We start from the raw sequence: 13,784 nt of genomic DNA, 5'->3' as shown, positions 1-13,784 counted from the left end.
TGTCCTAAGTTGGCAAGTGCTTCGCCTTCGGCGCGCTGCGGCACACTGTGCACTAAGTGCGAGACGTCGACTGGAGGATCACTGGTGACCGAGTTCCAAGGCGCGCCGGCCTATCTCCAGCTAGCCGATGACCTGCGGGAACGAATCCGCAGCGGCAAGCTGGCCGCAGGTGCCGCACTGCCGTCGACGCAGGAGTTGATGGACAGCTCCGGCGTGTCGAGCACCGTCGTGAAGAACGCCGTATCCCTGCTCCGCACCGAGGGCTACGTGATTGGACATCAGGGGAAGGGGGTGTTCGCCCAGTTCCCGCCGCGGCTGGCCGGGCACTCCCGGGGCGCCGCCGATTGGGCTGTCCCCGTGCTGCAAGCAGGCCAGGCGATCGAGCAGGCCCTCCGCGACTTGGTCCACACCGAAGGGGAGGGGGCAGATGCCGAAGCGGCTCTCCAGCGCTGGCAGGCTGCGTTTGACGCGCTTCCCGACAGCGTGAAGAGCCGCTTGGCGGAGTAGGTCAGAGTCCGTCGCGGCTGGTCGCCGCCCACCCGTCTCGGATCAGGTCGTGAAGTCCAGACCGTTCGGGCTTCCATCCGAACTCCGTCGTGATCCGGGTGAGGTCGGCGACCAGCCGGGGCGGTTCCGGCTGTGGCGGGCGGTGAACCACCGGCACCGGTCGCCCCGTCACCTGCTCCACAGCGTCGACGATCTCGCGCATGCTCGCCGGCGTTGCGCCCACGTTGTACGCCCGGTGCGCGAAGTCCCCAGCGTGCAGCGCCAACACGTACGCGCGGGCCAGGTCATCCACGTGAACGAAGTCCCGGATGGCACTCCCGTCGCCGTTCATCTCCAGGTGCGGGTAGCGGCCGGCCGCCACGGCGAGCGCCTTCGGGATGATCCGGGACTCGTCGGCGTCCGCCACCCCGCCCACCGAGCCTGCGATGTTGAAGCACCGCAGACTCACCGCCCGAACGTTGCCGCGCTCACCCTCGCGCCTGAGCAACTCGTCCGCGGCCAGCTTGGAGGCGCCGTACGGGTTGCCCGGAGCAGGCACGACGTCCTCACCGATCGGCTGCTGCTCAGGGGCGCCGTAGATCGCCGCCGTCGAACCGAGCACGACCACGGGGCGCTCCGTGGCAGCTCGGCCGGGCAGCGCCGCCAGCAGGGCCGCAGTGCCGTTGACGTTGACGTCGTGGTACTCGTCCGGCATCTCGAAGGACTCGCGCACCCGTGTGAGCGCGGCCAGGTGACATACGGCATGCACACCGCGCACGGCCCATGCAACAGCGTGCTCGTCGCGGATGTCACCGTAGACCACCTCGGCCACCGGCAGCTCAGGGCGCGGGGCGCGCTTGAGCCGATGGGTCAGGGCAACCACCTCGTGGCCCGCCTCGGCGAGTCGTCGGACAACCGCGTTGCCGACGAAGCCGAAGGCACCCGTCACGAGTACGCGCACGGTGTTCCTCCTCAGTTCAGGATCAGTCCGCGATGCTGCCACGCCAGGTCGAGGCACGCGGCGGCGGCAGACGCGAGCGGTTCATTCTCCAGTAGGTGGCGAATGTTGCCCTCGGTGAAGTTGATCCCACCAGCGTTCCCCGTGCCCGAGATGATGCTGCCCTCGGTGTTGCGGGCCACCATGCCGGAGAACACCGCGTCGTAGACGTCGGCGTCGATCACCACGGCGCTGATGATCTCCCCCGCCAGCGTGAGCGGGTCCAAGCCGATCCCGAAGCAGTAGGGCCGCACCTTGCCCGCGCGCCGGGCCTCGTTGAGCGTGCGGAACGGTTCAACCCCGTCATAGTCGATGGGTTCGCCGCTGCTGCCGTCCGCCTCCGGGTCGCCCAGGAACTCCTCCGCGTACTCGCGGAGCACGTTGCGCCAAAGGTCGAAGTCGTTCGACTGGTCCCACGGCATCACCGAGGACGGCTGGAACACCCCGGCGGGCATGATGTGGTACGTCCCGCCGGCCAGCGCCACGTTGCTCGCCGCCCGATGGTGCAGCGGAAACGACGCCGTGCCGTCCGCAGCGAGCCGGATGGTCAGCGTGTCGATGGACGGCAGCAGCGGACGACGGCCGAGGTCGAACGGGTCGCCGACCAGCGCGCGGAACGGGAGCGCGTCCCAGTTCGGCTTCCCGATCCACGCGGGGTCGCTGCCGGTCGCGAGCCACGCGCCAGCCAGCTCGTGAGCCACTCCCTCGCAGACGTCCGCCATGTCGAAGTAGGTCGTGTAGCCGAAGGACAGCTTGGGCCGGCCGCCGACCTGGTCGACGTCGAGCAGCCGAAAGCTCGGACGGTTCACGAACAGCGACGGCCGGTCAACCATGCGGATGGCCTGCGAGTACCGGGCGAACCGCCCGCCGGTCGCGGCCAAGGGCCGAACGCCCTCGGACTCCGGCTCGGCGCCGACGATCTCCGGCGGCACCGTCTGCGCCAACCACGTGAGGTGGATGTCGCCGAAGTCCAAGGGCTCCGGCCACATCCAGCCGGCCGTCGTGAGCACGGGGCTGTTCCCCGCGCGGGCCGCGTTCGGGTACAGCCGGGCGGCGGCGCTGGTGAGTTCGCTCCGGTGCCGGTTCAGGTCCCGGCGGATCATCCGCCAACGGCGCTGTTCCTCGGCCGCGTCCTGCGGAGCGGTCTCGCCGCTGGAAGCCGAGACGACGGTCGGCTCGACGGTCGGCAACAGGCCCAACTCGTCCTCGGGCAACCCCAGCACCTGGGCCAGGCGCCGGAGTTCGTCCATGTCCTTGATCACCCGTTTCCCGCGCTCCAACAGCGAGACGTACGACTGGTCGTAGCCCAGCAGGTCGGCAAGGTCCTGCTGCTTCAGCTTGTGGAGCGCGCGGTAGGCCTTCAGGACGCTTCCGAGGTTGGACCCGTCCGGCGGCGCGGTGCGCTCGGCGGGGGCGGGGAGCCAGCTGACCGGCTTGGCCCCCGGGGTGGCCTGCGCGACTGCAGCGGCCGGCCCGATAGCGCGGCGGCACGGGCTGCACACCGTGTCGGTGTTACTACGGCTTAGCTTGGCGCCACATCGAGCGCAATCGACAGGTTTATTGGCCGCAGTGGTCACGGGGCGTCCATCCCTCCGAGAGTTCGAGTCCATTGATCATCAGGATCTGCAGAAATCCCACTCTCGCCAAATTTCGCTACCAACGAGGAAGGGGACCAGGAGCGCCTGCAGCACCAGCCGCGTAGCACATAGAGCGGAAATGCCGAACGACCCTCCCCCGGACCTCCGAAATCTTCTCAGCCACCACTTCCACGTCACGCACAGAAAGAATTCTAATCTCACTCAACCTCCTAGCCCTACTCTTGTAGCAGAAGTAAACAGGCGAGCCATCATCCACATCCCCCCATGGGCGATCCGGCCATTCGTCATAGAAGTTTTCATATCGCCAGATTCCATGAATTATCGAGTTCCTCATGCGCCGAAGTGGCGCGAGCTCTCCCAGCATGGAAACGAGCTCACTCTTTGTTTCCCCACTCCAAGTCTTGTCATGGCTATCTACGTGATCCAGCATTGCCTTGAATGTCTCTATCAGCCATTCACTAGTTTGCCCTTCGAAGAGAATCCATGCCAGATCTCCAGCTTCCTCCATGAGATCCGTGATCATCTCTCGAATAAGTTCGTCAACCTTGGAACTCTCTATTGCCACTTTTCCAATAGCTAGAGCCAGTCCAGCGTCATCGACGAAGTCAATCCTCATGGGCACACCTCCCCCTAGGGCGCAACACTAGAATTCCCATCATGCCGACAGCTTGCCTAGCGCTGCAGGGATTTTCTGGTAAGTGGCGTCCGGCCTGCCTGAGAAGCCGGGCCCAGGACGTATTGAAGCTGCGCCCGGCAACGTTCGCCCATCTTCGCCAAGAGGCTTGGTTGTCGACCCGGGCTGGGCGAACCCATCACGCGCAGGCAAGCTAGCTAGGGCGGTCCGGCCGCAGGCCTGCTCTCCTAGTGCTCCCGGAGCCGCTTAAGAAATACCTGCACCAGCTTGTCGAGCTCCGCGTCATCACTGGTCTCTTCCACCAGGATCCGCTCAATGTGGACCACTCCACTATTTCGCCAGTGGCGATCCCGAGTGCCATCCGCCCCCCGCCGTCCCGAATGATGCGGCCCGTCAACTTCGATAATCCCCGCACGCCCACCGCGAATTACGACAAAGTCGGGAGTCCACATGTTTCCAGCTCCCACCCTACCGACAGGAAGGGGAAAGATCGAGATTGTCGTGTCACTCGAAAGGGCCGCCTGTGCTCGCTTCAGGGCATCGTAGACTCGCACCTCCTCTAGGGAGTCAAATACGCACCCGTCGCGCATAATCAGCAGCTTGCCAGCCTGACCCCTAGACCGCCTGGCCTGGTTTGATGCCGCCCCCTCAGCGAGCTGGCTCTGGAGACGCTCACGCCAGTCAGCCCCGATCGATGGAAGGGCTGGAATAGCCACAACCGTGCCGATATCGATCCCTCGCCGATCTGCAACAGTACGAAGGACTGGCTTCAAATCATCAAGTACAGCTTCAGTGAACAGCTGGACAAGGAAGGCCGGGACTACAAGGTTTGCTTCCTGCCATTTCCCAAAGCCCTCCCCTCTTTGCACAATTTCAATTCGCTCAACGTCAAGCATGAGCGCCGCCACTCGCGAATTTCCCTGTTCATGCAAAAGAAACGCCGTTTGCCCTAGCATCACCTCTAGATCCGAGGGCGCCTTTTTGGGCATTGGCATTGGCGTCACAGGAATAGCCTGCGGGAGAGCTGGGGGAATTTTCCCATCAGGTCCGACGGCCACAATCTCACACTTAGCGCCCACTACAGCCTGAACTGCCTCGTCGAGAACGTCCATGCAGTTGGCATTAGTGAATGATTCGAGAGAGTTGTCATTTTCGAAGCCCACCACCAGAACGGAGGCGTCAAAGGACTTTGGCTGGGCGTTTTGCGCGAGCAGTATCCAAGCGAAGCGTCGGCGATCCTTAACCGCCGCCAAGATCGCTGCCCAGCACTCCGGCAGGTTGACCCCGCTGTTGACTCCCACAGACATGCTGCCTCCGTCCTCAACTGGACCAAGGCTAGGGGGTGGCACGGACACTCGGTAGCTTGATCGACAGATCCGCCACAGCGGGCAGCGCCAAGCCGCGACTGGCACCGGATGGCACGTCCGTGCTCCCCAGTGCGGTCCGCTCCCCGGGCTGGGAGAAGCCCGGGAGAAGATCTTGAGATCGGAGCCCCTCCAAGCAGGGCGTAGCCCACGTACACCAACGCTCCGACCTGGGCATTCATTCACACATGCAGGTCGGCCGCCACCCCGGACCTCATTCGGGACGAAGAGGCCGTGGGTTCAAATCCCGCCACCCCGACCCAGTGCAGAGGCCCTGCCGGAGAAATCCGGCAGGGCCTCTGTCGTTTTGCGTACCCGCCGGGGTGACTGGGCCTCAGCCCCCTGCATGGACGACGGAGCCGTGACGCGGCTCACGCGCCGCCCGTCCGGTGGCACTCGTTCCCCGACCACGGCCGTCGCGGCACGGATCACTCGGCGGGACCTCTTCCCGTACGTGCTCGTCCGGCTCCGGGCGTGGCAGCGGCGGACGGTCTCGAAGCCGCACCACATCGCACCCTTCCCGGGCAGCCCGGCCGTACGGCTCCCGTCGGACCCGGAACTCTCCGGGCGCGGGAAGCCGTCGCGGTTGACGCCCCCTCCGGCCGGCACCCATCCCCGACCACGGCCGGCGTGCCGACGCCCCGATCGGCAGGAACCCGTAGAAGCGGTCGGCCGGGCCGGTTCGGCCCCGGACCGGGGCTCAGAGGACCGTGGTGAGTTCGGTGCGGGAGGTGATGTCGAGCTTCGGGTAGGCCTTGTAGAGGTGGTGGGCGACGGTGCGGGGGCTGAGGAAGAGCTGGGCGGCGATGTCGCGGTTGGTGAGGCCCTGGGCGGCGAGGCGGGCGATCTGGAGTTCCTGGGGGGTGAGGGGGGACTGGGCGGTGCCTGCTGGGGTGGGGGCGGGGGTGCCGGTGGCGGAGAGTTCGGTGCGGGCGCGGGCGGCCCAGGGGTGGGCGGCGAGGCGGTCGAAGGTTTCGAGGGCGGCGCGCAGGTGGGGGCGGGCGTCGGTGCGGCGGCGGGTGCGGCGCAGCCATTCGCCGTAGAGGAGGGCGGTGCGGGCCTGTTCGAAGGGGCGGTGGCCGGGTTCGTGGAGGTCGAGGGCGGCGCGGTAGGCGGATTCGGCGAGTTCGTCGGGGCCGAGGAGGGCTTGGCAGCGCAGTCGGAGGGCTTCGGCCCAGGGGCGGTCGGCGGCGGCGGCCCAGCGGGCGTAGCGCTCGTACGGTTCGGCGGCGCGGTCGGGGGTGCCGAGGCGGACGGCGGCCTCGACCAGGTCGGGGACGGCCCGGGTGGCGCTGACGTGGTGCCGGTGGGGGCCGGTGGTGAGGGTGTGCAGGCGGTCGGCGGCGTCGCCGGCGCGGCCCTGGCCGAGGTCCAGGAGGGCGAGCGCCCACTGGGCCCAGGGGAGGCCGGCTGCGGGGGCGGCGCTCTGCGGGCCGGTGGTGGCGAGGGCGGTGGCGGCGAGGTCGGTGCAGTGGTCGCTGCGGCCGTCGAGTGCGGCCAGGTAGGCGAGCAGCGCGGTGAGTTGGCTGACCCACTGGTGCTGGCCGGTGTCGCGGGCGAGGCCGAGGGCCTCGGTGGCGGTGAGTTCGGCGTCGCGGTGGCGGCCGTGGAAGAGCTCGGCTTCGGCGAGGAAGAACTGCAGGGTGGGCAGCACGCCGACGGTGCCCTTGGCGCGGGCTTCGGCGATCAGTTCGGCGCCGAGTTCGGCGGTTTCGTCGTCGCGGCCGAGGATGAGGGTGGCGCCGCACAGCTGGACGAGGTCGACCGGGCTCTCGGCGCCGGCCCGGCGGGCGGCCTCGGCGGCCTCCCTGGCGGGTGGGGGCGGTGCGACGGGCCGGCCGAGGGCGGGGAGGACGGCGGCGGGCAGGTGGCGGGCGAGCGGCGCGAGGGGGTCGCCGTCGGCCAGGGGGAGGGCGGCGAGGCGGTCGAGGACGGCGGTCACCGGACCCTCCCCGGCGTACCAGGCGGTGTGGAAGGCCTGGAACAGCATCCGGGCGGCGTGCTGCGGGTCGATGTCGGTGCCGGCGGCGTCGAGCAGCAGCCGGTACGCGGTGGGGTAGGAGCCGCGCCAGAAGTGCGCGGTGGCCCGGACCTGGTCGAGCAGGGCGTGGGCGAGCACGTTGTCGGTACGGCCGGCGGCCTCGTCGGCGAGCGCCTCGGCGCGGGCCAACTCGCCTTCCTCGGTGGCTGCTTCGGCGGCCAGGACGAGGCGCCGGGTGGCGCCGTCGCGGTCCGGGGTGAGCCGGGCGGCGCGCTCGTACGCGGCGGCGCCGCCGTGGCCGCCGCGGCGCTCGGCGCGGACGGCGGCGCGTTCCAGGGCGTCGGCGAGGTCGGTGTCGGGGGCGGTGGCGGCGAGGGCGAGGTGCCAGGTGCGGCGGTCGCCGTCCGGGAGCGCGTCGGCCAGCGCCCGGTGCACGGTCAACTTCTGTTGGTGCGGCGCACGTTGGAGGATGGCGGAGCGTAGCAGCGGGTGCCGGAAGGCGATCCGGCGGTCGGCCGTGACCGTCACCAGGCCCGCCTCTTCGGCGGGGGTGAGGTGTTCGGCGGTGACGCCGAGCGCGACCGCGGCGGGCAGGATGACGTCGAGTTCACCACGCTCCTCGGCACCGGCGACCAGGAGCAGCGTCTGGGTGGCCGCGGGCAGCCCGGTGACCTGCCCGTGGAAGGCGATCAGCAGCCTGCTGGTGAGCGGCAGGCCGCCCGGTGTGTGCGCCTGCAGGCCTGCGGCGACGGGGAGTTCGGTGAGGGCGAGCGGGTTGCCGGCGGCCTCGGCGAGCAGTCGCTCGCGGGCGGCTGCGGGCAGGTCGGGGCCGGTCCGCCGGGCCAGCAGCCGGGTGGCGTCGGCCGCGGCCAGGGCGGTCACCTCCAGCTCGGGGAGGCCGAGCCGGCGCTCCGACGAGATGTCGGGGCCGGCTCCGACAGCGGCCATGGCGCCGGCCCCGGCACCGGCTCCACCGCCGGTACGGGAGGCGAGCAGCAGGGCCACCCCCTCGGCCTGGAACCGTCGCGCGGCCAGCAGCAGCGCGTCCAGCGAGGCCCGGTCCAGCCACTGCACGTCGTCCAGGACACACAACAGCGGCTGATCGACGGCGAGTTCGGCGAGCAGGGCGAGCGTGGCGAGCCCGACCAGCAACCGGTCGGTCGGCCGTCCGGCCGACTGGCCGCCCGACTGGTCGACGGCCTGCCCGGACGCTTCCGCCGCCCCGCCCGCCTCGCCCACCCCGCCGTCGGCCAGCCCGAACGCCGTTTCCAGGGCCCGCCGTTGCGGCCCCGGCAGGGCGTCCAGCCGGTCGAGGCCGGGCGCGAGCAGCAGGCTCAGCCCGGCGTACGGCAGCTCGGCCTCGTACTCGACGCCCGCCGCCCGGATCACCCGGAACGTCTCCCCCGCCCGCGCGACGGCGTCGTCCAGCAGCGCAGTCTTGCCGATGCCGGCCTCGCCGCGGAGCAGCAGGACGCCGCTGCGGCCGGCCCGTGCCGCGTCCAACAGTCCGTCCACGACGGACTGTTCGTGTTCCCTCCCGTACAGCATGCCCTCGACCCTACCCATCCGGCCCGCGCCACCCCAGCGCGGAACCACGGCGGGCGGGGAAACCGGCGCCCCCGGCACGGGCACCCCGGCACGTCGGTACGTCGGTACGTCGGTACGTCGGTACGGACCACCGACCACCGACCACCGACCACCGACCACCGACCTACGTACCCCCATGCCTATACGTGACTGATTCGCCGCCGCGCGCCGCTCCCTACCTTTGTGAGCACCGGGAACGACCGGCCAACACCCCACCGGAACACAGGAGATGACGATGACCGAGATCACCACCGCCGCCCTCCAGCAGCTCGCCGAGCGCTACCTCGCGGTGTGGAACGAGACGGACCCGGCGGCCCGCCGCAAGCTGATCGACGAGGTGTGGGCGGAGGACGGCCGCTACACCGACCCGCTGGCCGCGGTCGCCGGCCGGGACGCGATCGACGCGCTGATCGGCGCGGCCCAGGCGCAGTTCCCGGGGCTGGAGTTCACCCTCGGCCCGGTGGACGCGCACCACGACATCGCCCGCTTCACCTGGAACCTCGGTCCGGCCGGCGCGGAGCCGGTGGTGATCGGCTTCGACGTGCTGACGGCGACCCCGGACGGTCGGATCGGCGCGGTGTACGGCTTCCTCGACCGCGTGCCGGGCGCCTGAGCGACTGCCCCCCGCCTGCGCGAGGGGCGGGCCCTTCCCCCTCGGCCCGCCCCTCGCCGGCCCGCTGCCCCGAGCCCACCGCCGTCCCGAACCGGCCTCCGGCCCGCCGCCCCCACCGACCCCTTGAGGAGAGCCCGAGATGAGCACCGCCCTGGACGCCCGGCGGCCCGCCACGGCCCCACCCGCCACAGCCCCGACCGCCACGGCCCCGACCACCGCAGCCCCGCCGGCCACGGCCCCGCCCGCCCCGAACACGGCGGCCACGCCCCCCAGGGGCCTGCTGCCGGTCGTCCTGACCGCCACCTTCATGACCGCCCTCGACGTCTTCGTCGTCAACGTCGCCCTCCCCTCCCTCCAGGCCGACCTGGGCGCCGGCCCGGCCGCCGTCCAGTGGGTGATGGCCGGATTCAGCCTGGCCCTCGCGGCCGGCCTGGTCACCGCGGGGCGGCTCGGCGACCGCTACGGCCGCCGCCGGGTGTTCGGCCTCGGCCTGGCCCTCTTCACCCTGGCCTCCGCGGGCTGCGGCTTCGCCCCCACCGCCGCCGCGCTGGTCGGTGCCCGGGTGGTGCAGGGCCTGTCGGCGGCGTTGATGGGACCGCAGGTGCTGGCGATCCTGCGGACCGCGTTCAGCGGCGCGGCGCAGGCGCGGGCCTTCGCCCGGTACGGGCTGACGATGGGCGTCGGCGCGGTGTTCGGGCAGCTGATCGGCGGGCTGCTGATCCGTGCTGACCTCTTCGGCCTGGGCTGGCGCAGCTGCTTCCTGATCAACCTGCCGATCGGCCTGGTCGCCCTGGCGATGGTCCGCCGCTCCCTGCCGGAGTCCCGCGCCCCGCAGCGGCCGGGGCTGGACCCGGTCGGCGTGCTGCTGGTCTCCACCGCGATGACCGCCCTGGTGCTCCCGCTCATCCAGGGACCCCAGCTGGGCTGGCCGCTGTGGACGGTGCTCTGCCTCGGTGCCTCGCTCGTCCTGCTGGCCGCGTTCGCCGTGCACCAGCACCGCGCCACCCCGCGCGACACCACTTCCACCACTGCCACCACCGCCGCCACCACCGCCACCACCACCCCGCTGGTCGACACCCGCCTCTTCCACAGCCGCGCCTTCAGCGCCGGTGTGCTCGCCCAACTCGCCTTCTGGCTCGGCCAGGGCTCCTTCTTCCTGGTGCTCGCCCTGCACCTGCAGTTCGGCCGCGGCCTGGACGCGCTCGGCGCCGGGCTGGTCTTCACCGCGATCGGCCTCGGCTACCTGATCACCTCCAACACCACCCACCGGGTCACCGCCCGCCTCGGCGGCCGCCGCACGATCACCGTCGGCGGGCTGCTGATGGCCGCCGGGCTGGGCCTGCTCGCCCTCGCCGCGTACGACGTCGCGGACGGCAGCGTCTGGTGGCTGGCCCCCGGCCTGTTCGTGGACGGCCTCGGCATGGGTCTGGTGATCGCCCCGGTCACCGCCGTCGTCCTGGAGGGCGTCGAGCCGCGGCTGGCCGGCTCCGCCGCCGGGGTGGTGTCCACCGTGCAACAGGTCGGCGGGGCGCTCGGGATCGCGCTGATCGGCCTCGTCTACTACGGTGCCGACGACCCGACCGCGGCCTTCGGCCGCAGCGTGCTGGTGCTGGCGGTGCTGGAGCTGGTGCTCGTGGGCCTGGTCCGGCTGCTGCCCCGCCGGACCTGAAGCCCGGCGCGACGGGAAGCTCCGCAGAAACCGAACCACCCCGCAGGAGCCGCCCCGCGGACCGACCCCGCAGGACACGCCCGGCACCCGGCACCCCGGGGGACCGGGCGGGCACGAACGGGCGCGACCCTCGTGAACACCCCCGAACCACCCGGCGGGTGGGCCTCAGGCCCACCCGCCCGTTCCATTCCCTCCCCCCGATCGGGTTGGATGGTCGGATGAGCGAGGAGAAGAGCGCCGTCCCGGCGTGGGAGCAGCGGTTCAGGGCGGCCCGGGTGTCACTGCCCGACTGGGCCGAGGACGCCCCCGACCGGGCGCTGTACGTGTCCAACGCGACCGGCACCTACGAGGTCTACGCCTGGGACCGCGCCACCGGCGCCCACCGCCGGGTCACCGACCGCCCGAACGGCACCACCGACGCCGAGCTGTCCCCCGACGGCGACTGGGTCTGGTGGTTCGACGACCACGACGGCGACGAGTTCGGCGTCTGGCGCCGCCAGCCGTTCGCCGGCGGCCCGGACGAGGAGGCCGTGCCCGGCCTCGCCCCCTCCTACTCGGCCGGCCTGGCCCTCGGCCGCAACGGCACCGTGGTCGTCGGCCGCTCCACCGACGAGGACGGCACCACCCTGCACCTGCGCCTCCCCGGCGCCTCCGAGCCGGTCGAGATCTACCGGCACGCGGAGTACGGCGGCGTCGGCGACCTCAGCCACGACGGCACGCTGCTGGCCATCGACCACACCGAGCACGGCGACGCGATGCACTCCGCGATCCGGGTCGTCCGCATCAGCGGCACCGGCACCGTCGAGACCGTCGCCGAACTGGACGAGGTCACCGGCCGGGACGAGCCGCGCGGCGTGGCCTGCCTCGGCTTCGCCCCGGTCGAGGGCGACACCCGTCTGCTGGTCGCGCACCAGCGCACCGGCCGCTGGGAGCCGATGATCTGGGACGTGGCCACCGGTGCCGAGACCGCGCTGCCGCTGCGCGACGAGCAGGGCCGTGAACTGCCCGGCGACGTCTCCGCGCAGTGGCGCCCCGGCGCCGGTGAGCTGCTGGTCGAGCACGAGTACGAGGCGCGCAGCGAGCTGTTCTCGTACGCGCTCGCCGACGGTCGGCTCACCCGCCTCGACACTCCGCGCGGCACCGTCGGCGGCGCCACCGCCCGTCCGGACGGCACCGTCGAGTACCTGTGGTCCTCCGCCGCCGAGCCGTCGGCCGTCCGCTCCACCGCGGGGACGGTCGTGCTGCGTGCGCCCGGCGCGGTGCCGCCCGGGTCGGTCCCCGTCGAGGACGTCTGGGTGGACGGGCCCGGCGGCCGGGTGCACGCCCTCGTGCAGCGGCCGGCCGGGAGCAGCCCCGAGGACGGCCCCCTCCCGACCGTCTTCGAGGTCCACGGCGGCCCGACCCACCACGACAGCGACTCCTTCGCGGCCGGCCCGGCCGCCTGGCTGGACCACGGCTTCGCGGTGGTCCGGGTCAACTACCGCGGCTCGACCGGCTACGGCCAGGCCTGGACCGACGCCCTGCACGAGCGGGTCGGCCTGATCGAGCTGGAGGACATCGCGGCGGTCCGGGAGTGGGCGGTCGACAGCGGCCTCGCCGATCCGCGCCGGCTGGTGCTCACCGGCGGCAGCTGGGGCGGCTACCTGACCCTGCTCGGCCTCGGTGTCCAGCCCGACGTCTGGGCGCTCGGCGTCGCCGCCGTGCCGGTCGCGGACTACCACACCGCGTACGCCGACGAGATGGAGGCGCTCAAGTCGCTGGACCGCACGCTCTTCGGCGGCACGCCGGAGGAGGTTCCGGACCGCTTCACCGCCTCCTCGCCGCTGACCTACGTCGAGCAGGTGCGGGTGCCGGTGTACATCAGCGCCGGGGTCAACGACCCGCGCTGCCCGATCCGGCAGATCGACAACTACGTCGAGCGGCTGGAGCAGCTCGGCAAGCCGCACGAGGTGTACCGGTACGACGCCGGACACGGGTCGCTGGTCGTGGAGGAGCGGATCAAGCAGCTGCGGCTGGAGATCGACTTCGTCCGACGGCACCTGGCCCCGGCCGGGCGCGACGGGGACGGGGAGTCGGCGTGAGACGTGTGCTGATGCTCGCGGGGGCGGTGGTGGCCGGGGCCCTGGTGCTCACCGGCTGCTCCGGTTCGCGCAGCGACAGTGCGGCCTGCCCGCCCCCGGCCGGTCCGCCGGCGCCGAGCCCCTCGGCCGCCCTGCCGGCCGTGCCGGGCGTCCCGGGCGTCCCGGGCGCACCCACCACCGCGCCCGCGGTCCCGGCCGGACCACCGGCCGCACCACCCGCCACGCCACCGGCCGCACCACCCGCCACGCCGCGCGCCACGGCGACCCGGGCGAGCGCGGTCGGACCGGGCACCTCCACCTCCGTGGTACCGGCGGCGTACACGGCGTACCAGGCGTACGAGCCGTACGGGCTGTACGACGCCGGGGCCACCCGCACCTCGCACGAGCCGGCCGACGGGGAGGGCACGGTCCAGCTCGCCAAGGGCTCGAAGGGCAAGAGCGGTTCCAAGGGCTCATCGGGCTCATCGGGCTCGTCGGGGTCCTCCGGCTCGTCCGGCTCCAAGGGCTCGAAGACCGGGCGCACCGTGCACCACCACATCGACCACTACGACTCGGACGACAACACCGGCAGCAACCACAGCCACTGCTCCGGCAACCCGACGCCGGTGCCGACCGCCTCGACCGCACCGACCCAACCGCTGATACCGACGCCGGCCCCGACGGCACCGGCGCTGCCGACCCTGCCGCCGGTCAAGCCGACGGTGGCGCCGCCGCTGCCGACCAAGCGCTGAGGCCGGGGGTCGGCCGGGAGGTCATCCCCCGGCCGGCCCGCAG

Annotated in this window: 10 protein-coding genes; 5 read left to right on the top strand and 5 right to left on the bottom strand. The window is 71.7% G+C overall.

What is annotated here, in order from left to right; genetic code table 11:
* Nucleotides 1–84 precede the first annotated feature (84 nt).
* Entirely contained in the window at nucleotides 85–507 is a 423-nt protein-coding gene (locus ACZ7KX_RS11370) for a winged helix-turn-helix domain-containing protein (RefSeq protein ID WP_470326247.1), read from the top strand.
* Between the two features lies 1 nt (nucleotide 508).
* Here ACZ7KX_RS11370 and ACZ7KX_RS11365 read toward each other — a convergent pair whose 3' ends face one another.
* The 5 genes from ACZ7KX_RS11365 to ACZ7KX_RS11345 form a co-directional block, all read right to left on the bottom strand.
* Nucleotides 509–1,489, bottom strand: a complete 981-nt coding sequence (locus ACZ7KX_RS11365; protein ID WP_470326246.1) for an NAD-dependent epimerase/dehydratase family protein — start codon at nucleotides 1,487–1,489, stop codon at nucleotides 509–511.
* Complete coding sequence (locus ACZ7KX_RS11360) at nucleotides 1,459–3,060, bottom strand: helix-turn-helix domain-containing protein (protein WP_470326245.1); 1,602 nt, start codon at nucleotides 3,058–3,060, stop codon at nucleotides 1,459–1,461. The genes ACZ7KX_RS11365 and ACZ7KX_RS11360 overlap by 31 nt, the downstream gene beginning before the upstream one ends.
* A gap of 76 nt (nucleotides 3,061–3,136) precedes the next feature.
* Nucleotides 3,137–3,697 carry a hypothetical protein gene (locus tag ACZ7KX_RS11355; RefSeq protein ID WP_470326244.1) on the bottom strand — a complete coding sequence of 187 codons (561 nt, stop codon included), beginning with the start codon at nucleotides 3,695–3,697 and terminating at the stop codon, nucleotides 3,137–3,139.
* Nucleotides 3,698–3,942: 245 nt separating this feature from the next.
* On the bottom strand, nucleotides 3,943–5,022 hold the full coding sequence (locus ACZ7KX_RS11350) for a hypothetical protein (RefSeq protein WP_470326243.1): 1,080 nt from the start codon (nucleotides 5,020–5,022) through the stop codon (nucleotides 3,943–3,945).
* A gap of 757 nt (nucleotides 5,023–5,779) precedes the next feature.
* Nucleotides 5,780–8,608, bottom strand: a complete 2,829-nt coding sequence (locus tag ACZ7KX_RS11345) for an ATP-binding protein (protein WP_470326242.1) — start codon at nucleotides 8,606–8,608, stop codon at nucleotides 5,780–5,782.
* A gap of 274 nt (nucleotides 8,609–8,882) precedes the next feature.
* On the opposite strand from ACZ7KX_RS11345, the gene ACZ7KX_RS11340 reads away from it, so the two are divergent.
* The 4 genes from ACZ7KX_RS11340 to ACZ7KX_RS11325 all read left to right on the top strand — a co-directional run bounded on the left by ACZ7KX_RS11340 (nucleotide 8,883) and on the right by ACZ7KX_RS11325 (nucleotide 13,741).
* On the top strand, nucleotides 8,883–9,260 hold the full coding sequence (locus tag ACZ7KX_RS11340; RefSeq protein ID WP_402802813.1) for a nuclear transport factor 2 family protein: 378 nt from the start codon (nucleotides 8,883–8,885) through the stop codon (nucleotides 9,258–9,260).
* A 139-nt stretch (nucleotides 9,261–9,399) separates the two neighbouring features.
* Nucleotides 9,400–10,929, top strand: coding sequence for an MFS transporter (locus ACZ7KX_RS11335; RefSeq protein WP_470326241.1), 1,530 nt, complete (start codon nucleotides 9,400–9,402; stop codon nucleotides 10,927–10,929).
* Between the two features lie 218 nt (nucleotides 10,930–11,147).
* Nucleotides 11,148–13,010, top strand: coding sequence for a S9 family peptidase (locus tag ACZ7KX_RS11330; RefSeq protein ID WP_470326240.1), 1,863 nt, complete (start codon nucleotides 11,148–11,150; stop codon nucleotides 13,008–13,010).
* Nucleotides 13,007–13,741, top strand: a complete 735-nt coding sequence (locus ACZ7KX_RS11325; RefSeq protein ID WP_470326239.1) for a hypothetical protein — start codon at nucleotides 13,007–13,009, stop codon at nucleotides 13,739–13,741. Before ACZ7KX_RS11330 ends, ACZ7KX_RS11325 begins: the two co-directional genes overlap by 4 nt.
* Nucleotides 13,742–13,784: the final 43 nt, after the last annotated feature.

The sequence above is a fragment of the Kitasatospora sp. NPDC038210 genome (assembly GCF_055600605.1).
This window is presented reverse-complemented; position numbering and strand designations above follow the sequence as displayed.

Bases quoted from the DNA above. Each gene is read 5' to 3' on its own strand.
- ACZ7KX_RS11330 (WP_470326240.1), top strand. From the start codon at position 11,148: ATGAGCGAGGAGAAGAGCGCCGTCCCGGCGTGGGAGCAGCGGTTCAGG.
- ACZ7KX_RS11350 (WP_470326243.1), bottom strand. From the start codon at position 5,022: ATGTCTGTGGGAGTCAACAGCGGGGTCAACCTGCCGGAGTGCTGGGCA.
- ACZ7KX_RS11335 (WP_470326241.1), top strand. From the start codon at position 9,400: ATGAGCACCGCCCTGGACGCCCGGCGGCCCGCCACGGCCCCACCCGCC.
- ACZ7KX_RS11345 (WP_470326242.1), bottom strand. From the start codon at position 8,608: ATGCTGTACGGGAGGGAACACGAACAGTCCGTCGTGGACGGACTGTTG.
- ACZ7KX_RS11340 (WP_402802813.1), top strand. From the start codon at position 8,883: ATGACCGAGATCACCACCGCCGCCCTCCAGCAGCTCGCCGAGCGCTAC.
- ACZ7KX_RS11355 (WP_470326244.1), bottom strand. From the start codon at position 3,697: ATGAGGATTGACTTCGTCGATGACGCTGGACTGGCTCTAGCTATTGGA.